Origin of the sequence: Streptomyces sp. NPDC005408, from assembly GCF_040606445.1 — a bacterium.
Taxonomy (GTDB): domain Bacteria; phylum Actinomycetota; class Actinomycetes; order Streptomycetales; family Streptomycetaceae; genus Streptomyces.
In genome coordinates, this window is record NZ_JBEXEX010000020.1 from 104,553 (window position 1) to 129,463 (window position 24,911).

At 69.3% G+C, this 24,911-nt stretch carries 28 protein-coding genes and 1 pseudogene; 16 read left to right on the top strand and 13 right to left on the bottom strand.

The features are described 5' to 3' along the window. Window positions 1–83: 83 nt before the first annotated feature. The 5 genes from ABZS64_RS20460 to ABZS64_RS20480 form a co-directional block, all read right to left on the bottom strand. Window positions 84–356 (bottom strand): hypothetical protein, encoded by a 273-nt coding sequence (locus ABZS64_RS20460; protein WP_355831245.1) that lies wholly within the window; start codon window positions 354–356, stop codon window positions 84–86. A 43-nt stretch (window positions 357–399) separates the two neighbouring features. Beyond that, a complete protein-coding gene (locus tag ABZS64_RS20465; protein WP_355831248.1) occupies window positions 400–672 on the bottom strand; it encodes a hypothetical protein in 273 nt (90 codons plus the stop codon). Between the two features lie 257 nt (window positions 673–929). Then, on the bottom strand, window positions 930–1,829 hold the full coding sequence (locus ABZS64_RS20470) for an aminoglycoside phosphotransferase family protein (protein WP_355831251.1): 900 nt from the start codon (window positions 1,827–1,829) through the stop codon (window positions 930–932). Between the two features lie 59 nt (window positions 1,830–1,888). Then, window positions 1,889–2,326: an SRPBCC domain-containing protein gene (locus tag ABZS64_RS20475; RefSeq protein ID WP_355831253.1), complete on the bottom strand. Its 438-nt coding sequence runs from the start codon at window positions 2,324–2,326 to the stop codon at window positions 1,889–1,891. Beyond that, window positions 2,323–2,646, bottom strand: a complete 324-nt coding sequence (locus ABZS64_RS20480; protein WP_355831255.1) for a metalloregulator ArsR/SmtB family transcription factor — start codon at window positions 2,644–2,646, stop codon at window positions 2,323–2,325. The genes ABZS64_RS20475 and ABZS64_RS20480 overlap by 4 nt, the downstream gene beginning before the upstream one ends. An 88-nt stretch (window positions 2,647–2,734) precedes the next feature. On the opposite strand from ABZS64_RS20480, the gene ABZS64_RS20485 reads away from it, so the two are divergent. The 6 genes and pseudogenes from ABZS64_RS20485 to ABZS64_RS20510 all read left to right on the top strand — a co-directional run bounded on the left by ABZS64_RS20485 (window position 2,735) and on the right by ABZS64_RS20510 (window position 8,426). Then, window positions 2,735–3,157, top strand: coding sequence for an SRPBCC domain-containing protein (locus tag ABZS64_RS20485; protein ID WP_355831257.1), 423 nt, complete (start codon window positions 2,735–2,737; stop codon window positions 3,155–3,157). 18 nt (window positions 3,158–3,175) lie between these two features. Then, window positions 3,176–3,748 (top strand): TIGR03086 family metal-binding protein, encoded by a 573-nt coding sequence (locus ABZS64_RS20490; RefSeq protein ID WP_355831259.1) that lies wholly within the window; start codon window positions 3,176–3,178, stop codon window positions 3,746–3,748. A 42-nt stretch (window positions 3,749–3,790) separates the two neighbouring features. Beyond that, a pseudogene (locus tag ABZS64_RS20495) lies at window positions 3,791–4,299 on the top strand (SRPBCC family protein). Window positions 4,300–4,436: 137 nt separating this feature from the next. Next, complete coding sequence (locus ABZS64_RS20500) at window positions 4,437–5,123, top strand: FCD domain-containing protein (protein ID WP_355831262.1); 687 nt, start codon at window positions 4,437–4,439, stop codon at window positions 5,121–5,123. Then, a complete protein-coding gene (locus ABZS64_RS20505; protein ID WP_355831265.1) occupies window positions 5,120–6,550 on the top strand; it encodes a hypothetical protein in 1,431 nt (476 codons plus the stop codon). Before ABZS64_RS20500 ends, ABZS64_RS20505 begins: the two co-directional genes overlap by 4 nt. A 430-nt stretch (window positions 6,551–6,980) precedes the next feature. Next, window positions 6,981–8,426: a GMC family oxidoreductase gene (locus ABZS64_RS20510; protein ID WP_355831268.1), complete on the top strand. Its 1,446-nt coding sequence runs from the start codon at window positions 6,981–6,983 to the stop codon at window positions 8,424–8,426. On the opposite strand, the gene ABZS64_RS20515 is transcribed toward ABZS64_RS20510, so the two are convergent. Together ABZS64_RS20515 and ABZS64_RS20520 are read right to left on the bottom strand one after the other, a co-directional pair. Next, window positions 8,414–9,415 carry a hypothetical protein gene (locus ABZS64_RS20515; protein ID WP_355831271.1) on the bottom strand — a complete coding sequence of 334 codons (1,002 nt, stop codon included), beginning with the start codon at window positions 9,413–9,415 and terminating at the stop codon, window positions 8,414–8,416. The two genes, ABZS64_RS20510 and ABZS64_RS20515, sit on opposite strands and share 13 nt — an antisense overlap. After that, window positions 9,408–10,013: an RNA polymerase sigma factor gene (locus ABZS64_RS20520; protein WP_355831274.1), complete on the bottom strand. Its 606-nt coding sequence runs from the start codon at window positions 10,011–10,013 to the stop codon at window positions 9,408–9,410. Before ABZS64_RS20520 ends, ABZS64_RS20515 begins: the two co-directional genes overlap by 8 nt. A gap of 212 nt (window positions 10,014–10,225) precedes the next feature. Between ABZS64_RS20520 and ABZS64_RS20525 the strand changes: the two genes are divergently transcribed. The 3 genes from ABZS64_RS20525 (at window position 10,226) to ABZS64_RS20535 (ending at window position 12,645) form a co-directional block, all read left to right on the top strand. Beyond that, complete coding sequence (locus ABZS64_RS20525; RefSeq protein ID WP_355831277.1) at window positions 10,226–11,389, top strand: hypothetical protein; 1,164 nt, start codon at window positions 10,226–10,228, stop codon at window positions 11,387–11,389. An 82-nt stretch (window positions 11,390–11,471) separates the two neighbouring features. Beyond that, entirely contained in the window at window positions 11,472–12,053 is a 582-nt protein-coding gene (locus ABZS64_RS20530) for a matrixin family metalloprotease (protein ID WP_355831280.1), read from the top strand. A gap of 67 nt (window positions 12,054–12,120) precedes the next feature. Next, window positions 12,121–12,645, top strand: coding sequence for a hypothetical protein (locus ABZS64_RS20535; RefSeq protein WP_355831282.1), 525 nt, complete (start codon window positions 12,121–12,123; stop codon window positions 12,643–12,645). Window positions 12,646–12,723: 78 nt separating this feature from the next. Here the strand turns inward: ABZS64_RS20535 and ABZS64_RS20540 are convergent, their stop codons facing one another. Together ABZS64_RS20540 and ABZS64_RS20545 are read right to left on the bottom strand one after the other, a co-directional pair. Next, entirely contained in the window at window positions 12,724–12,891 is a 168-nt protein-coding gene (locus ABZS64_RS20540) for a hypothetical protein (protein ID WP_355831285.1), read from the bottom strand. Between the two features lie 45 nt (window positions 12,892–12,936). Next, window positions 12,937–13,365, bottom strand: coding sequence for a carboxymuconolactone decarboxylase family protein (locus ABZS64_RS20545; protein ID WP_355831288.1), 429 nt, complete (start codon window positions 13,363–13,365; stop codon window positions 12,937–12,939). Window positions 13,366–13,568: 203 nt separating this feature from the next. Between ABZS64_RS20545 and ABZS64_RS20550 the strand changes: the two genes are divergently transcribed. Both ABZS64_RS20550 and ABZS64_RS20555 read left to right on the top strand, forming a co-directional pair. Further along, complete coding sequence (locus tag ABZS64_RS20550) at window positions 13,569–13,910, top strand: hypothetical protein (protein WP_355831291.1); 342 nt, start codon at window positions 13,569–13,571, stop codon at window positions 13,908–13,910. A gap of 98 nt (window positions 13,911–14,008) precedes the next feature. Then, window positions 14,009–14,542, top strand: coding sequence for a hypothetical protein (locus ABZS64_RS20555; protein WP_355831293.1), 534 nt, complete (start codon window positions 14,009–14,011; stop codon window positions 14,540–14,542). Between the two features lie 48 nt (window positions 14,543–14,590). Here ABZS64_RS20555 and ABZS64_RS20560 read toward each other — a convergent pair whose 3' ends face one another. After that, window positions 14,591–15,946, bottom strand: a complete 1,356-nt coding sequence (locus tag ABZS64_RS20560; protein ID WP_355831295.1) for a S1 family peptidase — start codon at window positions 15,944–15,946, stop codon at window positions 14,591–14,593. A 119-nt stretch (window positions 15,947–16,065) separates the two neighbouring features. Next, window positions 16,066–17,292 carry a 4-hydroxybenzoate 3-monooxygenase gene (locus tag ABZS64_RS20565; protein WP_355831298.1) on the bottom strand — a complete coding sequence of 409 codons (1,227 nt, stop codon included), beginning with the start codon at window positions 17,290–17,292 and terminating at the stop codon, window positions 16,066–16,068. Between the two features lie 180 nt (window positions 17,293–17,472). Between ABZS64_RS20565 and ABZS64_RS20570 the strand changes: the two genes are divergently transcribed. Continuing rightward, window positions 17,473–18,273, top strand: coding sequence for an alpha/beta hydrolase (locus ABZS64_RS20570; protein ID WP_355831301.1), 801 nt, complete (start codon window positions 17,473–17,475; stop codon window positions 18,271–18,273). A 21-nt stretch (window positions 18,274–18,294) separates the two neighbouring features. On the opposite strand, the gene ABZS64_RS20575 is transcribed toward ABZS64_RS20570, so the two are convergent. Further along, window positions 18,295–19,353 (bottom strand): chitinase, encoded by a 1,059-nt coding sequence (locus ABZS64_RS20575; protein ID WP_355831304.1) that lies wholly within the window; start codon window positions 19,351–19,353, stop codon window positions 18,295–18,297. A gap of 173 nt (window positions 19,354–19,526) precedes the next feature. Here ABZS64_RS20575 and ABZS64_RS20580 point away from each other — a divergent pair, with 173 nt between their 5' ends. Beyond that, entirely contained in the window at window positions 19,527–20,111 is a 585-nt protein-coding gene (locus ABZS64_RS20580; protein ID WP_355831307.1) for a TIGR03086 family metal-binding protein, read from the top strand. A 131-nt stretch (window positions 20,112–20,242) separates the two neighbouring features. Next, window positions 20,243–21,295, top strand: a complete 1,053-nt coding sequence (locus ABZS64_RS20585) for a methyltransferase (protein ID WP_355831310.1) — start codon at window positions 20,243–20,245, stop codon at window positions 21,293–21,295. A 70-nt stretch (window positions 21,296–21,365) separates the two neighbouring features. Here the strand turns inward: ABZS64_RS20585 and ABZS64_RS20590 are convergent, their stop codons facing one another. Continuing rightward, complete coding sequence (locus ABZS64_RS20590) at window positions 21,366–23,243, bottom strand: acyl-CoA dehydrogenase (protein ID WP_355831313.1); 1,878 nt, start codon at window positions 23,241–23,243, stop codon at window positions 21,366–21,368. Between the two features lie 369 nt (window positions 23,244–23,612). Between ABZS64_RS20590 and ABZS64_RS20595 the strand changes: the two genes are divergently transcribed. Then, entirely contained in the window at window positions 23,613–24,293 is a 681-nt protein-coding gene (locus ABZS64_RS20595; protein WP_355831316.1) for a ScbR family autoregulator-binding transcription factor, read from the top strand. A gap of 179 nt (window positions 24,294–24,472) precedes the next feature. Then, window positions 24,473–24,685 (top strand): acyl-CoA carboxylase subunit epsilon, encoded by a 213-nt coding sequence (locus ABZS64_RS20600; RefSeq protein WP_355831319.1) that lies wholly within the window; start codon window positions 24,473–24,475, stop codon window positions 24,683–24,685. Window positions 24,686–24,911 lie beyond the last annotated feature (226 nt).

A 24,911-nucleotide genomic window follows, 5' to 3' on the forward strand; every position in this document is an offset into this window, starting at 1 on the left:
GAGAGTGCACCAACCCAATTCCTTATTTTACGCCGCTATTGCGCCGTTTCCGGAATGAGGCGGGACGCGGGCCGAATCCCGCGTCAACCGCGCTCTTCCTCCTCGGCCTCCATGCGCCGAATGCCTTGATGCGTCAGTGTGACCATGGAGGGCGTATTGCCCGTGGCCCAGTCGACGGTGATGAGGTCCTCGCCCACCAGGTACGTGCAGGCGGCAGCCAGATCCTCTTCGTGGATCCCGAGATCGTGAAGCAGCCTCGCCCCGGTGACGCCCAGAAGGCGGCTGCCTTCTGTGGCCTCGTACAGGGCGTGCATGATCTTCTCGCGGTACGCCTTCCGCTCGGTCAGTGATGCCATGACGGCCGCTTTCTGGAGCGCTGTTGGCTCAGACGCTGTTTGCTCAGACCTCGTCCGCGTGCGGGCGGTCGTCGCTGGCCGACTTACTGGTCACCAGCCAAGGCGCGTCCGACTCGGAGGGCTCGGAAGGGTGCGTGGTGTCCACGGTGATGTGGAGCCGGGTTCCACCCTCGTGGCCGGCGGGGTAGCTGCGCTGTTCGGTCGACGCGAAGCTGCTCCGGAGCACTTCGGCGACCCGCCGGGCGGACTCGGGGGACGCGGCGACGATACGAACCTCGGCGAACCCTTCCGCGGGCTCTGATTCCACACGTCTCATGATGGCCTCGCTGTCCGGCGAATGATGCGCCCAAGGGTGTGGAGCGAAGACGTCGAGAAGCATGGGCCGACACGCTCAGAGCGCTCCCGGTTCCTTCACACTACTCCGGGTCACCGAACTGGGCCTGTTCGACACCGACCCGCAGATGGGCGCGGGCATGCCGTAATGGCTGCACGACGGTGCGGTCGTGCGGCACGCTCTCCGGGGTGCTCGGCGGTCGGCGGCGGTCCCGCACACGCGCCCGTTCGCGATTCGGGTCAGCGCGCGTGCTCGTGATCGGTGAGTACTTCCCGGATCACGTGGCGCGCGTTGGCCGCGATCGCCGGGTTCGTGTCCTCGTAGTACGGGAGTTGGATGAGGGCCATCGACAGCGCCCAGCCGCGACCGCGCGCCCACGTCGCGTCATCGGCCTTCGACGCGGTACGGAAGATGTCCCGCGCATCGGCCGGGAGGAGATTCCACGCGGCGATCAAGTCGCACGAAGGATCGCCCACACCCATGGTCCCGAAGTCGATGACCGCGCTGAGCCGTCCCCGGTCGATCAGGAGGTTCCCCGGCATCAGATCGGAATGGACCCAGACGGGCGGACCGGACCACTCCGGCGCCCGCAGGGCTGCATCCCACGCCGCTGTCGCCGCCTCGGTGTCGACCATTCCCCGAAGCTCTCCGATTGCCGTACGCGTCTCGGCGTCCTGCGTCCTCAACGGCCCACCACGGTAGGCAAGCGGCCCGTTCGTAGGATCGATCCGGTGCAGCGCGGCGACGAACTCCGCCAGATCCAGGGCGAGCAGGCCGGGGTCGGCGAGGCCGCCGACGAGCGGGTGCTCGCCGTCGAGCCAGCGGTACACGGACCAGTTCCAGGGATATCCCTCGGCGGGCTCCCCCTTGCCGAGCGCGACGGGAATGTCCACCGGAAGCAGCGGAGCCAGCCGCGGCAGCCACCGGTGCTCCTTCTCCACATCCCCGACGCCCGACTCGATACGGGGGAGTCGTACAGCCATGTCGTCCCCGAGCCGGTACACCGCGTTGACGGTCCCGGCCGAGGGGTACGGCTCGATGGGCAGGTCCGCCCACTGCGCGAACTGCGCGGCGAGCAACCGGCGTACGAGAGCTACGTCAATGTCTGCCTCGTCGGCATGCATCTTGCTTGCGCACATGGACCCATCCGAACGGGCCGGGACATTGACCGTCAACTCATTTCCCGACGGCCAGGAGGTCACATCCAGGTGTCGGGGCCGGGGTTGCCGCCCTCCGCGATTGTGGCGAGCCGCTCCGTGTAGTGGATCCAGCCGTCCTTGTGGGCGGCGCGCGCCTGGGGAGAGGGCAGGTCGCGGTGGACCAGGCGGAGCAGGGTGCCCTCGGCGTCGGGTTCGAGGGTGATCTCGACGGTGGTCGAGCCGGGTGGGACGGCCAGTTCGCTGTCCTGCCAGCCCCAGGTGAAGACGAGGCGTTTGGGCGGGTCGATCTCGACGAAGCGCCCCTCGGCGATGTTCTGGCCGGTGACGGTGGTGCGGTAGGCGCCGCCGGGCTGGAAGCTGAACTCGCCGTCCTGGCCCATCCAGGACAGCCATTTGTTCCGGTCGGTGAAGAAGGAGAACACGGTCTCGGGCCGGGCGGCGATGCGTCGCTCCAGGGTGACCAGGTCGGTGCTCACGAGCTCGTCCCTTCGGACTTTTCTTCGCGTTCGGCCGCTTCCGCCAGTTCGGCGAGGGTGTCCAGCTTGGTGGCCCACATGGACTGCAGATAGTCGGCCAGCGGGCCCATGGACTCGCGGTCGGCCCGGTAGAAGCGCCTCTTGCCGTCCTGGCGCAGCGTGACAAGGCCGGAGTCCCTGAGCACCTTGAGGTGCTGGGAGACCGCGCCGAAGGTGACGTCGAACCGCTCGGCGATCTCGCCCGCGGACAGCTCGGAGTCCCAGACCAGGCGAAGGATCTCGCGCCGCCTGGGCTCGGCGACCGCCCGTACCGCATCCATGGTGTTCATTTTAGCCGCTGCTGCAATTTGCCTTCCAGTCGAAGTCATTTTAGTGTGTACTAAAGCGACGAGGAACGGGGCACATCCCATGGCGGACATCGCGATGCAGCTGCACATCGAGGCCGACGCGGACACCGTGTACGCGGCGATCTCCACGACCGACGGCATCAGGAGCTGGTTCACCACGACCGCAACCGCGGGCGAGGGCGTGGACGGCCTGCATGAGCTGCGGTTCCCGGGCGTACCGGAGCCGTGGCGGCTGCGGATCACAGAGGCGGAGCCCGGCAAGCGGCTCGTCCTCGCGGCCGAAAACGGCCCCTGGACCGGCACCGTGCAGACCTACGCGGTCCTGACCCGCCCCGAGGGCGACGTCACACTGCGCTTCACCCACAGCGGCTTCCCGGCCGTCGACGACGCCTACCGGGACTTCACATACGGCTGGGCGACGAAGTTCGTACAGCTCAAGGCCTACGCCGAGACGGGCAAGCCCGCGCCCTTCTTCACCGCCTGAACCCGAGGGAGAGACCCCATGAACGCCCCACAGAGCACACTGCCCACCGCCATCCGGGAATGCGCCGACGCGGTCGCGGCGACGGCCTCCGGCATCCGCGGCGAACAGCTCGGCGACCGCACCCCGTGCGAGAAGTTCACCGTCGCCGAGCTCCTCGACCACCTCGGCGGGACCCTGTCCTCCTCGGCGCGCGCCGCCCGGAAGGAGCCGCAGCCCGGCGAGGCCGCCGCATCGGCCGCATCCCCGGCGTCCGTCGCCGAGTCCGCGAACCGGGCCGCGGCGGCCTGGGGTGACCCAGTCGCGTACGAGGGCACCACCGAATTCGGCCCTGGGGAGATGCCCGCCGGCCTCGCGGCCACGATCACCCTGGAGGAACTCGCCCTGCACGGCTGGGACCTGGCCCGCGCCACCGGGCGGACCTTCGTCATCAGCGAGGAGGCCGGACGCGTCGCGCTCGGCGCGGTCGAACAGATCGCGGAGCAGGCCAGGACCAACGGCTCCTACGGTCCGCCCGTCCCGGTGTCGGCCGACGCGCCCGCCTTCCACCGTGCGCTCGGTGCCAGCGGGCGGAATCCTGAGTGGGCCGGATGACCGAAGGGCGGGGGCGACCGGCGAGGAGGCCGAGGCACCGGCGTGACGATCGACGAGAAAGCGGAGCGCGTGATCCCGCTCCCGCCCGACCGGGTGGCGGCCTACGCCATGGACTGGAGCAACGATCCAGAGTGGACGCAGGGCATCCGCACGCGGAGCAGACCCGGGAGGCGGACGGGGGAGGCTTCGGCGTCGGCGCCGAGGTCACCCGTACCGCGTACTTCCTCGGCAAGCGCATCGACTACGTGCTCCGTGTCGCCGCGTACGAACCGCCGCGGGTGCTGGACATGGTGTCCGTGGCGGGCCCGATGCCCATGCACGTCACGTACACCTTCGCCCCGCATCCGCACGGCACGCTCGCTCGTATCCGCGTCCAGGGTGACGCAGGCCGTTACTACCGCCTGGCCGTGCCCGTCATGGCGAGATGGGGCTGGGCCGCAATGTGCAGCAGGCGATCAAGGACGGACACATCGACGAAGAGCGCGGCCGTCGCTGGTTCACCTCGCTGTCCGCAGGCCCCTTCCTCGCTTCCTTCACCCTCAACACCGTGATCGGCTCCCGCTGACCTCATCCGTGGAAGCGCCGTAACGCCCCGGCGCTGCTTGGTGATTGAGCCATTGACTCCGCCTGTCCCTCCTGGTTGAGTGGCTCATCCACTGAGCCACTCATGTCACGAAGGAGGGTCCACATGGAGGCGCTGCCCCGCGAGACCATCGTCGATGTCCTGGAGACACGGCTGCGCGAGGACATCCTCGCCGGGCATCACCCGGCCGGCAGCTATCTGCCTCCTGAGCGCCGGCTCGCCGACGGATACGGCGTCACCCGGACCACCCTCAAGCACGCCTTCGGCCGCCTCGTCCAGGCCGGACTCCTGGAGACCCGGCACGGTGTGGGCACCCGGGTGCGCGACTACGCGCGGCTCGGCGGGGCCGATCTGCTGCCCATGCTCGTGCGGCACAGTCCGGACTGGATCGGCGAGATCTTCGAAGTGCGGCGCAGCGTCGGCGCGTTGATTGCCGAGCGGGCCGCGGCCCGCTCCACCGAGGACCACCGGGCAGAGCTGCGTTCCCTGCTGGCGCTGGTGCGGGCGGCCGATGGCGGGGACGCCGTGCAGCTCGCCGACATCGAGGTGCACCGGGCACTGGCCCGGGCCACAGGGAACCGGGTCTACGTATTGCTGACCAATACCCTCTTCAATGCCTACCTGCCGGTGCGGGCCGCCCTCGTGGGCCCCTTCACCGACCCCATTGCCGCGCACGCCAGGCTGGAACCGGTGGTCGAAGCCGTCGCATCGGGTGACGAGAGCGGCGCGCGGCGGGCGGCCGAGGCGTATCTGACGGCGACGGAGCGGATCATGCTGGAGGGCCTCGCATGAGTGCGAGTGCAGCCAAAGCAACGAGTGGTGCCAGGGGAACCGTCTTCCGCGAGACGATGCTCGGTACGGTCAGGCTCGACGGGGAGGACCGGACCCGAGCGGTCCGGCTCGACCTGAAGGCCGCCGCGGATCGCGTGCTGCGTCCCCGCGGCACGACCGAGGCGCGGATCACCGGGCGGACACGGATCGCCGGATGGGCCGACGACCCGTGTGCCGAGGGCAAGTTGGAGATATCGCCGCTGGCCAGGCGGCGCATCCGCTACAAGATCTCGTTCATGGCCGGAGATCGCCGACTCACCCTCGACGGCTGGAAGTCCGTGACGCCCCGAAGGCCGCTGACGTCGATGACAGTGCTGCCCTTCACGCTGTACGAGGAGGGAACCCCGGTCGGCGAAGGCACCCTGCGCTTCCCGGTGGCCACGGGGCTCCTGCCCTTCCTCGCGAGCTTCCGCTTCCCGCGACATGAGGACGCGGCTGCCCATCTGGCACCGCGCTGGAAAGGCGAACCGGGCCGCACCGAGGTCTGGTACACGACCCTGACCGACCCGGCGACCGGCACCGGGCTGTGGCTTCACCATGAACTCACCGCGCCCGCCGACGGCTCCGAGGCATTCGCTCACGGCTGGGCCGCCGTGTTCCCGAAGGACGGTCCGGTACGGCACGCCCGCTTCGGCCCGGCGAAGTGGACCGGGAGCGCTGACGGCTACACCGCTGAGGGCTTCACCGCGGACGGCGTCTCGGCCGCACCCGGACGGCTGTCCGGCTCGGCGGGCGCCCTGAGCTGGGACCTGACCGAACGGACCACGGGCGCCCCCCTGTTCACCTTCCCGCGCTGGTCCTGGCGTCGCCCCCTGCTGCCCGCGGCACAGATGCTTCCGGCCGCGCGTGCCTCGTACGGCGGCACGTTCTCGTACGAGAACTCGACCGTGACGCCGGTCGATGCTCCCGGAGCCACCGCCCGGATCTACGGTCACGGCAACGCGCGCCGCTGGGCCTGGCTGCACGCGGATCTCGGCAGGGGCGATGTGCTGGAGGTCGTCGCCGCGGTCTCCACCCGGCCCGGGCTGCGACGGCTGCCGCCACTGGTCTTCCTGCGGCTGCGCCGCGGCGGCCGGACCTGGCCGCGCAGGGCGGAGCGTACGGCGGTCGGCTGGGCGGGGCTCGGGCGCTTCCGCTGCGCCATCGGCCTGCCCACCTGGACGGCGACCGGCCGTGCCGGTCTGCGCCGTATCCGTGTCGAGGTCACCCAGCCCGAGGAGCGCACGCTCGCGCTCGATTACACCGACCCGGACGGCAGCCGCGCGACCTGCCGCAACAGCGAACGTGCCGACGCACACGTCCTGTTGGAGCGGTGGTGGGGCGGCTGGCGCACCGAGGCCGAGTGGACCCTGGACGGCACGGCTCACGCGGAGGTGGGCACACGATGAGTCTCACCGGTCTGGTGGCCGCTCTCATCGCTGACGACGGCACCGCCGACTGGCCTGCGCGGGTTCCCGGCAGGCTGGAGGCCGTCATCGGCTCGATGCCCGCGCCGGCGCGGGCCGGGGTGCGGGTGGCGGCCGGTGCCATCGACGCGTATGCGATGGCCCGCACAGGCCGCAGGCTTGCCGCTCTCACCGCTGAGGAACGAGAGACCGTGCTCGGTTCGATCGGCTCCCGGCCTTCGCTGCTGCCCCTGATCGACGTACTCAAAGTGCCTGTCCTGCTCGCTGCCGGGACCGAGCGAATGCTCGAACACGGTGTGCGTACACATGCGTTGACGCGTGAGGATCCCCCGCTCGACTGCACGCCTTCCGGCGAGTGGCCGGCGCGTTCCACCGCGGACGCCGTGGTCATCGGCTCCGGTGCGCTGGTGCCATGGCGGCCCGGACCCTGGCCCGGGCAGGGCTCCGCGTCGTCGTACTGGAGGAAGGGCACCACCACTCCACGGCGTCGTTCGGGCGGCGCACCCCGCTCGACCGGTTTGCCGAGCTCTACCGTGACGGCGGGGCGACGATTGCCGTGGGCCGTCCGCCGCTGCTGCTTCCGGTGGGCCGGGCGGTCGGCGGCACGACCGTCGTCAACTCCGGGACCTGCTACCGCACTCCGGACCATGTGCTCGCGCGCTGGACAGGCGACTTCGGTTTCTCGCTCGCTGAAGGCTTCGGCCCGTATCTCGACGAGGTCGAACGCACGCTCCGGGTGGGCACCCAGCCGATGGACGTCCTCGGCAACAACGGCCGGCTCGCGCTCGCCGGAGCCGAACGCCTCGGCTGGCAGGCCTCGCCCCTGCGCCGTAACGCCACGGACTGCAAGGGCTCCTGCCAGTGCGTCGTGGGCTGTCCGACCGGCGCCAAACAGAGCGTCCAGCTGTCGGTGCTGCCCGACGCCTGCGCCGCCGGAGCCCGCATCGTCACGGGCGCGCAGGCCAGGCGCGTCCTCGTGGACGCCGACCGTCCGGGTGGCCCGCGTGCGGTGGGTGTGCTCGTACGGAGGGAGGACGGCGGCGAGTTCGAGATCCTTGCCCCGCTGATCGTGGTCGCCGCGGGCGCCCTGCAGTCCCCGCCCCTGCTGCGCCGCTCGGGCCTCGGCGGCCATCCGCAGCTCGGCCGCAACCTCAGCGTCCATCCGGCGACCAGCGTCGCGGGCCGCTTCGCCGAGCCGGTCACCGCCTGGGAAGGAGTGCTGCAGAGCGTCGGCGTGGAGGAACTGCACGACCAAGGCGTACTGATCGAGGCCACAGCGACCCCGCCGGGCATGGGTTCCTTCGTGCTGCCGGGCCTGGGCGGCGAGTTGCGGCGCGAACTGGAGACCGCCGACCGGCTCGCCACCCTCGGCGCCATGATCGCCGACCGCCCGTCGGGCCGTGTCCTTGGCCGGGAGCGGACCCTGCTCCGCTACGACCTGGACGTACGCGACGGAGGCCGCCTGATGCGCGCGGTACGCGCGATGGGTCAACTCCTGTTCGCAGCAGGCGCACAGGAGGTCCTCACCGGCATCCCCGTAGCACCCCGGGCTCGTTCCCTGCCCGAACTGGACGAGATCCTTACGCGAGTGGGCCCGCGGCATCTGCATCTGTCCGCGTACCACCCCACGGGCACGGTCGCCGCAGGCGCCGACGACCGACGCTTCCCGGCCGACCCCGCCGGGCGGCTGCGCGGAGTGCACGGGGTGCTGATCACGGACGCGGCGGTGCTGCCCGGCTGCCCGGAGGTCAATCCTCAGCTGAGCATCATGGCCGCGGCACTGGCAGTCGCCGAGCGCTACCTGGAGGGACGAGGGCCGGGCGGACTCATTCGGACCGGACCCGTTCAGGAGCGCTGACCTGCCCTGTCAACGATATCGGTGTCGACCCGGGTGGCCGTCGCGATCACCGTCCCCTTGGCCACGAACGGTCCCCCCGAGTCCTTCCCGCCCACGTAGTAGCCGATTCCGGCCAGGTAACGGACACCGCGGTAGGCAAAGGTCTCCGGGTCGAGCAGCACCTGCATGCTGTTGCGCTCGTAGGAGTAGTCGCGGAAGTTGCCGTCGACGCCGATCGCGATGGTCGGCCGCCCCGCCCCGTCGGTCACTTCGACCGGCTTGGTCACCCCTTGAAGACGAGTGATGACCCGGTGGATCGTCCTGGCCTTGTCGGGTGGGATCAGGGGCGATCCGGAAAGGACCTCGACGATCTCCGCGAAGTCCCGCTGAGCCTGGGTCAGGCGCGGCGCGTTGCCGTCCCGACTGGGGATGGTCCGCTTACGGATCATCTTCAGCGCCGCCTGCGGATCGTCGGGGAGAGCGGCCACCAGAGCGTCCGACGGCTGTGGGGCGAGCATCTCCCACGATTCCGGATGGCGGTCGTTCCAGACGTCCACGTCGTCCGGATCCTCGGAGCTGTCGTCCGGCGTGGCCAGCACTCGCCCGTCGTAACGGATCCACTTGTCCTGATAGCGCGGCTTGGCGGGCTTCGCGACGCACCGCTGGGAAGAGGGCCCCAGGCTGAAGTAGTCGGCTTCGCTGTAGCCCAGAGTGCTGCCGCCTGTGCCGCACTGCCATGTGTCCCACCGGACCTTCTGGTGCACCCACTGGTCCGACCGCGGCATCGGATTTGCCGGCGCATCGTGCCGCTGCCCCAGCGGCAGTGTGGTCAGCAGGGCGGCCGCCGTGACCGCCGCCGCCGCGCCCACTGCCGCGAGCTTCCACCCGCCGCGGCTGCGGCCGGGCTTGGCGATCTCGTCCAGCAGCCGTTGCCTGGCGGGGGTGAGCCGGGCGTGGTCGGGGACCGGGGCGTCGGCGCGCAGCTGCCGGACCGCTGTCATCTCATCCACGGCCGGCCACCTCCAGAACGTCGTGTGCGAGCGTGGGGTCCACGCCGCCGAGAGCGGTGCGGACCTTCTTTCGGGCCCGGTTGAGGCGGGAGCGGACCGTGCCCACCGGGATGGAGAGGGCCTCGGCGACCTCCTGGTAGCTGAGATCCGCCCAGGCGACGAGGAGCAGCACATGCCGGTCACCGGCCGACAGGTCGGCCAGGGCTCCCGCGAGAGGGCCCTGCGCGGCCTGGGCCGCCAGCCGATTGTCGGAGCCGTCGGTCCAGGACTCGGCCACCGGATCGTGGCCGGTGCGGGCCATTGCCTTGAGTGCCCGTACCTCGCTACGGCGCTGTTTTCCGATGAGGTTGGCGGCTATGCCGTACAGCCAGGGCTGCGCACTCGGCCTGGCTAAGTCGTAGCGCGCCCGCGTACGGAACGCGGTCAGGAACGTGTCAGCGGTGATGTCCTCGGCCGCACCCTCGCCGAGCCGGCGGGCCGCATACCGATGGATGACGCCGGCGTGCCGGTGGAAGAGCTCGCCGAAGAGCTCGGGCCGTTCCAGCGAATTGGCGATGATCGAGGCGTCGTGGGCAGGTCTGCCGGGCGGGCCGTTCACGCGGTCTCCCGTGTCTGCTGTCGGTGGGGGGTAGGGGGGTACACCCGTTGTTACCCGAAACCCCCGATCGGGTTCACGGCGGTACCTGCTCCATCGCTGCGGGGGCATGGCCGTGAACTCGCTTTGGCGCTTCGGGTAATGAGAAGTGTTCACGGAACGTGCGCATCCCGGGCCCCAAGGGGCCGGTATGCGCCTGGGGAATCGGAGTCCTGTTGACGCACGCGGTGGGAAGTGTCTTAAGGAGATCGACCGGAGCGCTGCTCGCGGTGTTCGCTCTCTTCACGTCGATGCTGGTTTCGGCGGGCCATGCGCAGGCTGCCGCCCCTCTGCCCGGAGGCAAGGCGAACTGGGTCGTCTCTGTGGGCCACATGGACCTGGCGTCGAAGAACAATTACCGCAACTGGGTGCGGCTGGGCTACTACACCTTCAACACCAACGGCACGGTGGCCACCAGCTACTGGAACTGGTCCCAGCGGGACCAGCCGGTGCGGGTGGACGCGATGAAGGCGGACTGCGGCGGCGATGTCCCCACGTGCGCCGTCCGGACTGTCGACGGGTTCGCCGGCAACCCGACCGGAGGCTTCCAGGGCACCTTCGCCTATACGGGCGACGGCCGGCTTGCCGTGACCTGGGCCAAGGACGCCGCCGGAACCCCGCTCGAACCAGCGCTCACCGAGTACTGGAACGTGGAGACGGGACTCGCCTCCGGTGGCGCGGCCCGGATCACCAGCCCGACGTTCTACGGCGCGTACGGCAACGATGTCCAGATCCCGGCCGCCGGCACCTTCTCCACGTACACGGCCAACTTCGGTGTCGGGTACGGCAGCAACGCCTCGCTGGAACGTGACAGCCGGGCGACCATGAGCCAGTTGATCAACGACCCGCGCTACAACGCACAGCCGTACAGGGGCGCCTTCGTCGTGACCAAGGCCTCGTCGACCGACCCGGCGACCCGGACGGGGATCGTGGGGCGTGAGGGATCGGGCGGGACGTGGTCATTCGGTGCCGCATCGAACCCGTGGAAGCAGTGCAACGGCAGCCCGTGCATGGGCTGGCTCCAGCCCAACACCAGTTGCAGCAGTACGGACAAGGACCGCGTGCGCTACATCGGGGAGGTCGGCGGGGGACGGCGCAACACCGAGGAGTACTGGTGCCAGTCACTGGCCCAGGGCCAGCCCTGCTACAAGCACAACTCCCACCCGCGGCCGATGCTTCAGGTCGTCGACGACTCCGGAAAGTTCCAGGGATGGGTCGGCATCGAGGCGTTCACCCACGTGAGCACGAGCACAGGGCTGCCGGACAGCAGCTGGGTCTCCGGCTACTGGGGCATTTTCGACATGGTCTCCGCCGCACTTCAGCCGAAGTTGCCGGGCTGACGCGAAGCACACATCGCCCGAACATGCGTGAATTCTCTGCGGTCGGCCGCAGACACGCGCTCTCACCGAAAGGAACCCCCTCGTGAGGAACTGGAAGAGCATTCTTGCCGCATTAGCGGTCACCGCCGCCGCCGTTGTCATTCCGGCGACGCCGGCCGCGGCGTACAATCTGAACGGGTGCAAATTCTCGACCGGCACCCTGAAGTGGCAGGATGCCACCTCGACTTCCGCATACGCGTCAGCGGCGCAGAATGCCGTCACGGCCTGGAACTCGACCAGCACACAGTTCAACCTGAACAAGGTCACCAGCGGAGCGAACATACGGGTGGCGAACGGCAACTTCGGTGCGACGTGGAACGGGTACCAGTTCGTCGGGGTCACGCTCGACACCAGCCAGGGCAGCGGTCTCGACTGCAGCGGCGGCACATGGGACACCACGATGGTCACCTGGTGGAACGACTACTACACCAAGTCATACGGGGCGACCAAGCGCCAGGCCATCATGGTTCACGAACTCGGCCACGCCCTGGGCCTGGCCCACACCAACGGATCCAGCTGCAGCAACGTAGCGGTGATGGACACGGACATCGACTACTGGGCCGACGCGTGCAGTTTCTGGAAGCCGCGCCAGGACGACATCAACGGCGCCAACGCCCTCTACTGACCGGGCGGGCCTCATGCCACGTTCAACAGCTGTGTATGGCCCCTGGCGCATTCTCGCTGGAGCGGGCGTGGCGATGGCCATCCTCTCCGCAAGCGGTTGCACCGAGCAAAAACCGGCAGGCAAACCGCCGAAGCAGAGGATCTCCATCACGCAGATCAACCGGTACACCGATCTCGCGCGCCTGCGCCGGGACAGTATGGCGGTGGTCATCGCCACCGCGGCGGCCACTGGCACGGGCAGCCGTGACGGCATTCCGGTAACGGCCACCCAGGTGGAGATATCCAAGGTGGTCTCCGGGAAACTGGGCAAGGAATCCGTCACGGTGCAGCAGATCGGGACGGCCGACGTGGCGTCCCCCGATACATCCCGCCTGATGGAGGTCGGTCGTACCTACCTCCTCTATCTGAGCAGGAACGACGGTACGAAGAACCTGGACCGTTTCGTGATCACCGGGGGCGACGGCATCTACCTGCTCCACGGTGGGCGGTACATGTACCAAGGAGGGCCGCAAAAGAGATCGGGAGATCGGCTGCCGGCGTCGATTGACGCCGAAAAGGTGGAGGCTGCTGTCGTGGCCGAAGCCGGTTCGTAAGGAACAGCAGTCGCGGTCACTCGGCGAGGTCACAGCCACACGGCTGTGACCTCGCTGTTTCCGCTCGCGGTCACTCGGCTACTCGGTGGGGAGTACCTCGTCGACACCTTCGAGAGACCCGTCCGCGACGGTGGGCACGGCGATCGGCAGCCCCAGGGACTCGCCGAGCGAGTCGGCGTGGGCGCTGGGGGAGGGGCTGATGAGGGACGCCACGACACCGGTGACAAGGGACGCAACAGCGGCCATGCTTCGCTTCTTCATGTCATGGTCAACGTCCGGCGCGCCCTCACGTCACGGGTGCGGTTGCCGCACGGCCGCGCCGCGTTCGGCGAAGACCTTCTTGGCTACGAACGTGGCGTTGAGTGCCTTGGGCATGCCGCAGTACACGGCGGAGTGGAGCAGGGCCTCGACGATCTCCTCGGGGGTGAGGCCCACGTTGAGTGACGCGTTGATGTGGACCTCCAGCTGGGGCTCGCAGCCGCCGAGGGCGGTGAGCATGCCCAGGGTGACCAACTGCCGGTCGCGCGGCGCGAGTCCGGGGCGGTCGTATATCTCGCCGAAGGCCCAGGCCACGACCTGGTGTCCGAGTTCGGGGGAGACGTCGGCGAGCGAGTCGATGACCCGCTGTCCGCCCTCGCCGTCCACGGCGGACAGCACCTTCATTCCATGCTCGAAGCGCTTCGCGCGGGTCTCGGCGTTCGTGTTCTCGGTGCTCGTCATGGCAGGACCGTAGAACTTCGAGCGCGCTCCAGGTCAAGCGACGCCATACTGAGCGCAGCGACCCGAACCTGAACACAGAAGCCCGCGTGACGAGCGGCCGCGGCGGCGCTGTAGCCCGCCCGGCCGCTCACCGGATGCCGCCCGGCCCCGAACCCGGCAAGGTGGCCTCCACCAGGACTCTTCCGCACAGACGAGGACCGCCCATGTCCGTGACCCATCACCGGCGCCTCGGCGTTGCAGCCGGGGCAGCGCTCCTGACCCTCGCCGTCGCGGGCTGCTCCGACCTCGGCCGCAACGCGGTGGGCACCATCTCCTACCTGACTGAGAAGGAGCGCCTGGTGACCGTGACGAACCCCTTGGTCGAGGGTTGCCACCGCCTCGGGCCCGCCGGCGCGGTCGAGGTCACCAACCTGACCATGGTCGACATCGTCCTCTATCCCAACGACGACTGTTCCGGTGATGTGACGACGTACGTGGCCACGACGACGTCCGACAGCATCGTGCCTCGGGCCCGCCCCTGGGGCAGCTACACCGTCGTCCACTGAGTCGCACGGCACCGTCGAAGCCCCGTCCGTATGGAACGGAACCCGCGCTGAACGCATCTGGACAGCGGGGAACAACAACCGACGGGGGGAGAGTCCTGATGACGACGGGCCGAGGTGTGCGCCGTGCCGGGGCCGTGACAGCGGTGGTCCTGCTCAGCTGTGGGCTGCTGGTGTCGTGCGGACAGGAGAAGCAGGAACCGAGCACGGTCGTGGCCGACGGTTCCGTACAGGGACAGTCGGGACCGGCCGAGGGGAACACGGACGAGACGACCGACGAGTCCGGCACGGCTCAGCCCGACCTGACGACCGAGGGCGACGGCGAGCCGGTGCTGACGTCCGAGGAGCAGATGGCGGGCTGGTACGACGCCAAGGCCGACTTCCGCGGCCACCTGTCCTCGAACAAGGACAGGACCGACGACGCTCTGGGCCCGATGGCAGGCAAGGTCATCATCCGCAAAGTGGGTGACACCAACGAGGCACAGATCTGGATACAGGGCGGCTACAAAGCGGGTCCGGTCATGGAGCTGATGGCCGACGCGTTCGCCAAGTGGCGTCAGGACGTGTATGACGACAAGGGCCACATGAGCGTCCTCCGCGGTCCGAAAGAGGACCGCGTCGACAGGGACTGGTAGCCGTCGCCTGCCGCAGGGCCCTGGCTGCTGCAGGGCCCTGCCTTTGAGTCAGCTCCAGCTCTGCGAGTAGTGCGTGCGGTAGCGGCGGCGGTCCTGAGCCGACCAGATCGAGCGGGTGGCGATGAGCCCGATGACACTCACCGCGATGACGACGAGTCCCGGTGCGATGGTCCGGGGGCCGAAGATGCTGCTGACCGTTGTCGGACCGTTCGCCTGTCCGGGCCCGGGCGGCGTATCGGTCCCAGCGGGGGGCGGCGGCAGGGCCGCGGGGTTGAGGGGCGCCTGGCCCGCGCCATTGCCCCCCGCGGGAGTGGCGCCGCCGGTCAGGTTCACCCCGAGGGCCGCCATCGCCTTGGTCACCGGCTGGAAGAAGGTCGTCCCTCCGGTGCGGCAGTCGCCGTTGCCGCCCGAGGTGACCCCGAGCGCCAGCCCCTCGGCGAACAGCGGGCCTCCGCTGTCGCCGGGCTCGGCGCAGACGGTTGTCTCGATCAGGCCGCTGACCGTGCCCTCGGGGTAGTTGACCGTAGCGTTCAGCCCGGTCACCTTGCCGGAGCGCAGTCCCGTGGTGCTGCCGCTGCGGAAGACCTGCTGTCCGACGGAGGGATCGGCTGACCCGGTGATCTGCACACCCTTGCCTCCACCGATGTTCACGACGTTCGTTCCGCCGGGGGCCTCTCCGCTGCGGTACTGAACGAGCGAGAAGTCCGTGCCGGGGAAACTGCTGGCCGTGGTGGCGCCGACGGGCTCGTTGGCCCGCCTGTCCTTGAACCAGGCGGTGCCGACGGGGCCGCAGTGCCCGGCCGTCAGGACGAAGGTGCTCCGGCCGTTGGTCACGTTGAAGCCCACGGAGCAGCGGCCGTTGGCGGCGAGGATCGGCTCGGCGCCATTGACCCTGGTGGTGAAGGCGCCGCCAGTGCGCTGCATCTGTACGAAGCCGCCGATCTCCTTTGCCACGTCGGACAGGCGCGACCAGTCGGCGCTCGACACGGTGCTGTCTGCCTGCACCACGACCTTGTTGGACGCGTAGTCCACCGCCCATGCGGTACCGGGCACGCGCTGAGCCTCGCTCAGGCTCTCGGTGGCCGAACGGAGTCGGCTCATGCTGTAGCGGACGACTTCGGCCCGCGCCCCCGCCCGCTCGACCTCGGCCGCCGCGTCCGTGTCGGTCACCGCGACGACCTGTCGCCCGTCGGAGCCGATCCAGGTGCCGGCGGTACGGGACGTGCCGAGCTCCAAGACGAGGCGGGCGCCCAGACCGTCGCCCCCGGAGGTGCCTGCTGGTCCCCCTCTTGGGGCGGAGGCTTCGCTCGCCATGGCGTCCGTGACCATCAGCCCGCCGCAGAGCAGTCCGCCGACTGCCGCCAGCCGCGCGATCCGCTGCAGCCTGCGTCGTGCGTGCGTCATCTCCTGGGCCCCTCAGTCGTTTCCGAGACGGCGCTACGAACGCCGGGGGCCCGGACGTCGGGAGCCCCCCTTCCATACGTGGCGCACTGCCGTGCGGTTCACCGCGCACCGCCCCAACGTCAGTGGTCCGCGTCCTTGCCGATGTACAACTCGGCGAAGGCGGCCCCTGCGACGGGCGAGCCGAGGACCCGCCTCAGCCGGGCCGCCGCGGAACCGGCCCGGAACGGGTCGCCCGACGAGGCCCCGTGCAGCACCTCCGAGAGCCACTGCGAGAACTCCTGGTACTGCCACACGCGCCGCAGGCAGGCCGCCGAGTAGCCGCGCAGACCGCTGTCGTCACCCTTGTGGCAGTACGCGACGAGCGCGTCGCCGAGCAGCAGCGCATCGTGCAGTGCGAGGTTCATGCCTTTCGCGGCGATCGGCGCCGCGAGGTGGGCCGAATCGCCTGCCAGATACAGCCGCCCGTACGCCATCGGCTCCACCACGTAGTTGTGCATGTCCAGCACCCGCTTCTCGATCAGCCGTCCCTCGGTGAGCGGCCGGGCGCCGTCCGCCGACAGCCGGTCGTGGAGTTCGGACCACACCCGCTCGTGCGGCCAGTTCTCCGGGTCGTCGCCGGGCGGGCATTCGAGGTAGTAGCGGGTGACCTGGGGACTGCGGGCCATATGGGCGGCGAAGCCGCGCGGATGGATGCCGAAGACGACGCAGTCGGAGGACGGCGGCGCCTCGGCGAGGAGAGCGAGCCAGCCGACGCCGTAGTCGTGCCGGGCCACGGTGGCGCGCTCGGTCGGCAAGCAGGTGCGTGTCACGCCGCGGGCGCCGTCGCAGCCCGCGATGACGTCGCAGTCGATGCGCATGCGCTCGCCGGTCTCCGAGTCCGTAAAGGACACCGAGGGCCGGTCCGTGTCGATGGCGTGCAGTTCCACGTCGCGTACGCCGAAGCGGATGGCGCCACCTGCCTCGTCCGCATACTGGCGCACCAGATCGGTCACCAACAGAGGCTGCGGATAGACGAAGTGACGGTGCCCCGACAGCTCTGCGTACGGGAACCTGCGGCGCTCACCCGCGAAGCGGAATTCGCACTCGCTGTGAGCCTGCGCGTGCTCCAGCAGCCGGTCCGCAAGCCCGCGCTGCTCGAGGGCGCGTACCGCCCACTCCTCGATGAAGCCCGCGCGGGGGCGCTGTTCGATAAACACTCTGCTCTCCGTTTCCAGCACCACGCAGTCGACGGAGGCTGCACGCAGGATGCTGGCGACCGTGAGACCGGCGGGGCCTGCGCCGACGATGACGACGCGGGTGCGCTGTATGGACGTGGAGGAGGAAGGTGAGGGGGCGGCGGTAGTCATCCGAGCATTATGGCGGCGAGCAGTTGCCCCGGGGGTTTCGATCTGGGGAACGTGGCCGGTGCCGGGGAGCAGGCGGAACCGGACGCCGGGGACATGCCGCATTCGGCTCATGGTCGTCGGGCTGCCCCGGTCGTCGCGCCACACTGGGGCCGCCCGCATGTGCCGAGACGGAGGTCCAATGTGAGCAGTACCGAGGGGTTCCAGGCCTGGGACATCCACGTGTCCGGGCCGGCCGATGCCGCGCACGGCGTGCTGCTGCTGCCCGGCGGGCTCTGCAGTTTTGCGTTCTACGACGATCTGGTCGCCGAACCGGCGCTCGCCGACGCGCCGGTTCGGCTGGTGGCCGCGACGGTCCCGGGCTACGCCGGTACACCGGCCCCGAAGGACCTGAGCATGGAGAACTACGCCGCGCTCGCGGGCGGCCTCGCCGCCGAGCGCGGCTGCGATGTTGTCGTCGGCCACAGTCACGGTGCCAACATCGCCCTGGAGATGGCGGCGGGCGGGCACTTCGCCGGCCGCGTCGTGCTGCTGTCCCCGACGTTCTCACGGCCCGACGAGTTCAAGGAGCTCGCCGTGGCCGACCGCCTGGGGCGGCTGCCCGGCATCGGGGCCATGATCTGGGCCGCCATGGTGCGCCTTTCACCGCGCGGGATTGCGGACAGCCTGCCCCCGTCCCGCCGTGAGGCGCTGGTCGCCGAACTGAAGAAGAACGACGCGGCGGTCTGCCGCCGGATGGTCCGGCACTACTTCGACTACCTGGACCACCACGGTTCGCTGGTGCCCCGGCTCCGCGACTCGGGCGCGCAGGCCTGGGTCGTACGCGGTGACCGCGACGAGGTCGGGTTGACGGACGAGGAGCGTGCCGCACTGGAGGCCAGCCCCGGCGTCACCATGGTCACCGTCCCCGACGCGGGCCACATGGTGCTGACGGACCAGCCCGCGCGGGTCGCTGAGCTCGTCGCGCAGGTGGTTTTCGGCTGAGGGTCCGCCACCCGTAGAGACTCAACGGCCCTGCAGAGCCTTGACGTTGTTCCCGAACGTCCATCCCTTCGACCCGTCCCAGTTGATCGACCAGGTCATCAGTCCCTTGAGCCCGTTGTTGTACGTGTTCCAGGCCTGGGACACCAGGCTCGGCGACATGTAGCCGCCCCCGGCGCCCGGTTGCGCCGGAAGCCCCGGAACCTGCTTGTCGTAAGGAACCCTGATCGTGGTGCCCTGCACAACGAGCCCCTTGTTGAGGCAGTTCGTCTGCGCGGTGAACCCCTGGACCGTGCCGGCGGAGTACGAGTCGCCGGAGCACCCGTACATGCTGCCGTTGTAGTACTGCATGTTCAGCCACCAGAGCCGGCCGTTGTCCGCGTACTTCTTCACAATCGGCAGATACGCGCCCCAGATCGAGCCGTAGGCCACACTGCCCCCGGTGACGTAGGCCGTCTCAGGTGCCATGGTCAGGCCGAAGTTCGAGGGCATCCGGGCGAGCACGCCGTCGATGATGCGAATGAGATTGGCCTGCGATGCCGACAGCTGGTTGATGTTGCCGCTGCCGACGAGGCCCGTCTCGATGTCGATGTCGATGCCGTCGAAGTTGTACGCCTTGAGGATCGGCACCACCGTCGCGACGAAGCGGTCGGCGACGGCGCTCGAGCTGAGGTCGATACCGGCTGCCGCCCCGCCGATGGACATCAGGACGGTGAGACCGGCCGCCTTGGCCTGGCACATCTCGGCCGGGGTCGCGACCTTCACCGTCGCGTCCATCCCGTCCTCCCACAGGACCGTGCCGTCGGAGCGGATGACGGGGAATGCCGCGTTGACCACGTTGTAGCCGTGATCGCGGATGCGGGCGTCGGTGATCGGAGTCCAACCGAACGGCGGGTGAACGCCGTTGGCCGCGCCGTCCCAGTTCTCCCAGTAGCCCTGGAGTACCTTGCCCGAGGGCTTCGACTTGACCGCGCAGGTCTCTGCCTGCGGTGCGCTCGGCGCCGGTGCCGCGGCGACCAGCGCCTGCATGACGCAGGCCATCGCCAGGCCGGCCCCGAGCACCCGTAACCTCCGACCGATCATGTTGTGCCCCTTCCCTCGCCGTGTCTGGCCGCGACCGCACCGTAAAGAGGTCCAGACCTGCCGTCAATAGGTCTGGACCAACATGGATACCTCTCTACCGATGAGTTCTGGCCACGACCACAGTCCGACTGGTGACACCTCCTCAATGCCTCGGGAATGAATCGAGAGGGAACATGAACGCGATCGCCGACCGCTACCGCCGCCACGCCGACTCCTTCGAGCGCAGGGTCGCCGCGGTGAAGCCCGACCAGTGGTCCAACCAGTCACCGTGTGAGGACTGGGCGGCCCGTGACGTCGTAGGCCACATCACCGACATGCACGGTGTGATGCTGCGGCCCCTCGGCCGCTCGCTCAGCCCTGCGCCGTCGCTGAGGGACGACCCGCTGGGCGCCTTCAAGGCCGCCCGCGCCGACATTCAGGCCGTTCTCGACGACCCCGAGAGTGCGTCGACGCAATGCGACACCCCCAACGGCCGGATGACGGTCGCCCAGCAGATCGACCAGGTCATCAGCGACGACATGGTGCTCCATGGATGGGACCTGGCCCGGGCCACCGGGCAGGACGACACGATGGACCCGGCGGACGTCGAGCGCATGTGGTCTTCCACCTCGGCGCTTCCGAAGGACGTGCTGGAGAAGCTACGTACGCCGGAAGCGTTCGGTCCGGGCGTGAAGGTCTTCGGCCCGGAGGTGCCGGTCCCCGAGGACGCTCCGCTTCAGGACCGGTTGCTCGGTCTGATCGGGCGCGACCCACGCTGAGCCCCGCTCCGGCAGGGCGCTCCCGCAGCCGCCTGTTGTGTTCTTCGAGTGGGCTTCGAGCGAGGCACGACGGGGGTGATCGAGGCTGGCGCTCCGAGTGCCGAGTCCGTGGGGCGGAGGGGTGTTGGCCGATGGGTGGTGTTCGTTCCGAGGCTTCGGACGTGGTGGATGCCGAGGAGGACCTTTCCGGCGAGCTGTTCGAACTCGCTGTCGGGTATGTGTACTCGGCGGCGTTGCAGGCCGCGGCTCGTTTCCGTATCGCGGATCTCCTTGCGGACGGTCCCCGAACGAGTGGCGAGCTGGCCGGCGTGGCCGGTGTGGATGAAGCGAATCTGCAGCGGGTGCTGCGGTATCTCGCCACGAAGGGGGTCTTCCGGGAGGACGGCGCGGGGCGTTTTCATCTGACGCCGCTGGCGGATCCGCTGCGCTGCGATGCGCCTCGTTCTCTGCGGGACTTCGTGCTGATGCGGGGTGAGGAGATCTTCTGGCGACCCGCGGCTCAGCTTCATGAGGCAGTACGCACCGGAGGGACGGTCTTCGAGGGGCTTTTCGGTGTCCCGTTCTACGACTATCTGGGAGCCGATCCGGCACTTGCCGAGCGCTTCAACGCCAGCATGGCCGCGTTCTCCGACACCCTGAGCGACGATGTCGCCCGGGCCTATGACTTCTCCGCTGCCGCAGGCGGGTCCGGGGAGGTCGTCGATGTGGGCGGTGGCCGTGGCGGGCTGCTGAGCGCGGTGCTGCTGCGCCATCCGGGGCTGACGGGCGTCCTGTTCGAGCTGCCCTCGGTGGTGGCCGATCACGTACTGGATGTGCCGGGGCTGGCCGGGCGGTGGCGGGCTGAGGCGGGGGACTTCTTCGATGCGGTGCCGGGCGGCGGCGACGTCTATCTCCTCAAGCACGTCCTGGCCAGCTGGCCCGACGAGGAGGCATTGCGCATTCTCTCCTCGTGCCGCCGCGCCATGTCGGGCCAGGCCCGTCTGCTGGTCGTCAACGCGCTCATTCCGGAGGGGAACGCCCCCCATCCCGGCAAGAGTGTCGACGCGATGATGATGACCGTGCTCAACGGCAAGGGGCGTACCAAGGAGGAGTACGAGGCGCTGCTGGCCCGTGCGGGCTTCACGGTGACCCGGGTGCTGCCGGTCTCGTCGCACGCCGGGATCATCGAAGCCGTCGTGGGCTGACGAGATCGGCGTGGGCCAACGGGCCGCCCGCCCCAGCCCCGGCCGGAGCCGGGGCTGGGGCGGGCGGATGTCAGTCCTCCAGGACCCGGTCGAGATAGCCGCCGCTGGCGATGGGGATGGCGGACAGGAACTCGCCGGGCAGATCGAAGGCGTCGACCAGAGTCATCATGTGGGGGGCCAGGTCGGCGATGGCCTCCTCCATGGCGTTCGACCAGGCGCGCACATGAAGGCTGTTCAGGGCGCCTTCGGCGAGCAGGTCGCCGGTGTGTGCGCACAACTGTCGCAGCAGGAACAGCCGGCACAGGCCGTGGAGAAGACGGGCTGCCGTCGGGTCGACGGCCCGGGCGGCGGCAGCGATGAAGGCGTCGGCGGCGTTCAGGCTGGCGTGGCTGGAGACCATTTCCAGACCGGCAGCGGACGCGGCGTTCCACCGGTTCAGCGGGCTGTTCGCCGGAGCCTGGCGCACGGCGGCCCGCGCCCGTAACTGCCAGATGCCTTCGACGTCGGCGAGCAGGGCACGCAGGAAGCCGAGGTCGTCGAGGGCCTGTTCGGCGGTGCCGGGATGGTGGTGGGAGCCGGGCGGGGTGGTCTGGTGACCGAAGACCATCTCGGACGCGGCCTTCACCCAGACCACCAGGTTGTCGCCCTCGGCGGTGATCGAGCTCTCCAGGTTCAGTGGGAAGTCCGCCAGGCCGTTTGCGGGGAACAGGCCCTGGGCGCCGCAGCGTTCGCGGCACTCCAGGGTGATGTCGCGGGCCTGCCAGGTGATCCAGCCCTTGGCGATGGCGGTGAGACGCTCGGCCTCGGCCCGTTCATCGGCGGTGTGCTGGGCCCATCGGGAGACGACCGTACGGTGCAGGAAGGTCATCGCGTACGCCTTCGACAGTGCGTACAGCAGCCGCCCGTGATGGCTGCGGTGGGCGGCCAGCGGCACCCGTTCGCCTGCCTTCGGCCCGCTGATGTGCCGGTGGTGCGCATAGCGCACCGCGATGGCCAGGGCGGCCCGGGAGACGCCCACGCCTTTGGCACTGAGGCAGAGTTTGCCCACCGTGACGCGGCCGATCGAGCGCAGGAATCGTCTTCGCCGACTGCCCAGGCTGCCGGTGACCAGCCCGTCCCGGTCCAGGTGCCCGTGGTCGGCCTCCATCAGCGCCTCGCGCGGCAGCCGCACCTGGTCGAAAGAGGTGAGGCAGTGGTCCAGGGGGACGCCTGTGCGCTCGGGAAGCATCCGTATTCGGACCCCGGGCAGCGGGCCGTGCTCATCGCTCAGCGGCGTGAGGAAGAGGCAGACGCCCTGGTCCTGGCCGTCGATGAGAAGCCGCGCGGCCACCACCGCGCTCTTCGGCCCGCCGATCATGCTCGTGTTCGGCATGAACTTCTGCGCACCCGATGTGGGCGTGTGCAGCACGAAGCCGCCGGAGGCGCGGTCGAGGACGGCGGTGGTCTCAAGGCCCGCGACGTCGTTGCCGTGGTCGAGCTCGGTACACAGAAACGTTCCTGTGCGCTGCAGGGAAGTGAACTCCGACAGATCGCGCCGGCGCTGGGGGTCATGGTCGAGCAGGCTGCCCAGGAACAGGTTGTAGTGGATCCCCGCAACCGTTCCCAGCGCCGCGTCCACCACCCCCGTCCACTCGTGCAGGCTGGCCAGCCGACGGGGGTCGCCCGCCAGCGCCTCCGGACTGTCGAGAGCGCCGTTGAGCAGGCGCAGCCGGGCGTAGGAGCGATCGATGCGCTGTTCCTGGGACAGTCCCGGCCGGTAGCGGAACTCCTCTCCGGCGATCAGTGTGCGCCAGGTGCCGTGGACGCGGTCCCGGTCCTCCTGGTCGAACAGCAGATGCGCCAGTTCGGTGGCCGCAGTGGCCGGGGCTTCAGGTTCTGGCCCCACCCGCGGGAGAAGTCTCCCGGCGGTCAGGGGTTGGTCATCCTTCTGGAACGTCAGCAGGGTCATGGGACCTCTCCGCAGAGACGTCGAGTCAGGGAAGGAAGTTCAATGGCCCATAAAGATACGGCCCAACCGGTTTTTTGCAAGGAATCCGCAGAAGTTCCAGGTCAACTATGCGGCGTTGCAGGGCCTATGACCGGAAGACGACCGTCCGGACCTCTTGAAAAACCGGACGCTTGGTTTTATTGTGATGATTGTTCGCACCCCTGTCGGGTGTGCGGGCTGGACGGACCGTGTCCGCGCCGTCCTGCGGCGGAGCGGACTAACGGCACGCGCCGGTGGGCGGTTTGCCCGCCGGTGCGCCTCTCGTCGGCCGGTTGCCGACGCGGGGGCATCCGTCATGTCCGGGTGTGACGGGGGGTACGGAGGTGGACTGTGGCGCGCCAAGAACGGGCCACTCGAACGCGGCAGGCGATCCTGGTCGCGGCGGCCGAGGTGTTCGATGAGGTCGGATACGAAGCAGCGACGATTTCCGAGATCCTCAAGAGATCCGGAGTGACCAAGGGAGCGCTCTACTTCCACTACGCCTCCAAGAAGGAGCTGGCCCAGGAGGTGCTGGGCGAACAGCTCGGCGCGCTCCCGGAGTTGCCTCCGCGGGACCTGAGCCTGCAGCGGGCGGTGGATGAGGCTCTGCTGCTGTCCTACCTGCTCAGAGAGGGCGAGCCGATCGTGCGGGGCAGCGTGCGGCTCACCGTGGAGCAGGGGTCGTCCAAGGACGGCCTGGACCGGCGGGTACCGATGCAGGCCTGGACCGATCACAGCCTGAGCCTGTTCCAGCAGGCGAAGGCGGACGGAGAGCTCCTTCCCCACGCCGACCTGGGCACCATCGCGAAGATGTTCGTCGGGGCCTTCACCGGGGTGCAGGTGCTGTCGAGCATCATGACCAGGCACGACGACATGCTGGAGCGGGTGGCCGAGCTCTACCGGCATCTGATGGCGGCCATCGCGGTTCCGGGGGTGCTGGTGCGCCTCGACTTCAGTCCGGGCCGGGCTGCCGAGGTGTACGAAGAGGCCATGAAGCTGCGCAAGGAGCAGGAAGCGACCGCACCCGCGTAAGCAGGCTGCCGGCCCGAGAACTCCGCAGCCTGCACCGGCCGCGGAGTTCTCTGCTGTGCCCCTCTCCCCGTCTCTGCGCCCTTCGCCTGCCGAGACAGGTCCCCGACCGTTTCTCGAGCGGTATCCGAGCCCTCCTTGAGCACGTCCGCCGACCGTGGCGGGGACGAAGGGAGGCCGCTGTGAACGCTGAACACGGCACCGATCACGTGGTGCGCGTCGAGCGCGGACATGCCGAGGCGGACGAACTGGCCGCGGTCACCGTGGTGTTGCTCTCGGTGATCGCCGGTCAGAGGGCGCAGGGGGAGTACGCCGGGGAGGAGCGGACGCCTGCCACAGGACGGCGGCGCTGGGAGGGCCAGGCGGCCTATCTCGCCCCGCACAGCTGGCAATGAGCCATTCATGGACGACAACGACACAAACCGCACAAGCGGTTTGTTACGGTGGTCCATCCGGACCGGCCGCACCCGCACCGAAGGAAGGGACCCGTTGTGACGCTGCTGAGTGACACCGCCCCGGTCCGCGTCGAGCCGAGTGATGCCCGTGGGCGTGTGGCGGAGTTGCATGCGCTGCGCGAGGAGGCCCGTCGTGGGCCGAGTGAGCGGGCGACCGAGGCGCAGC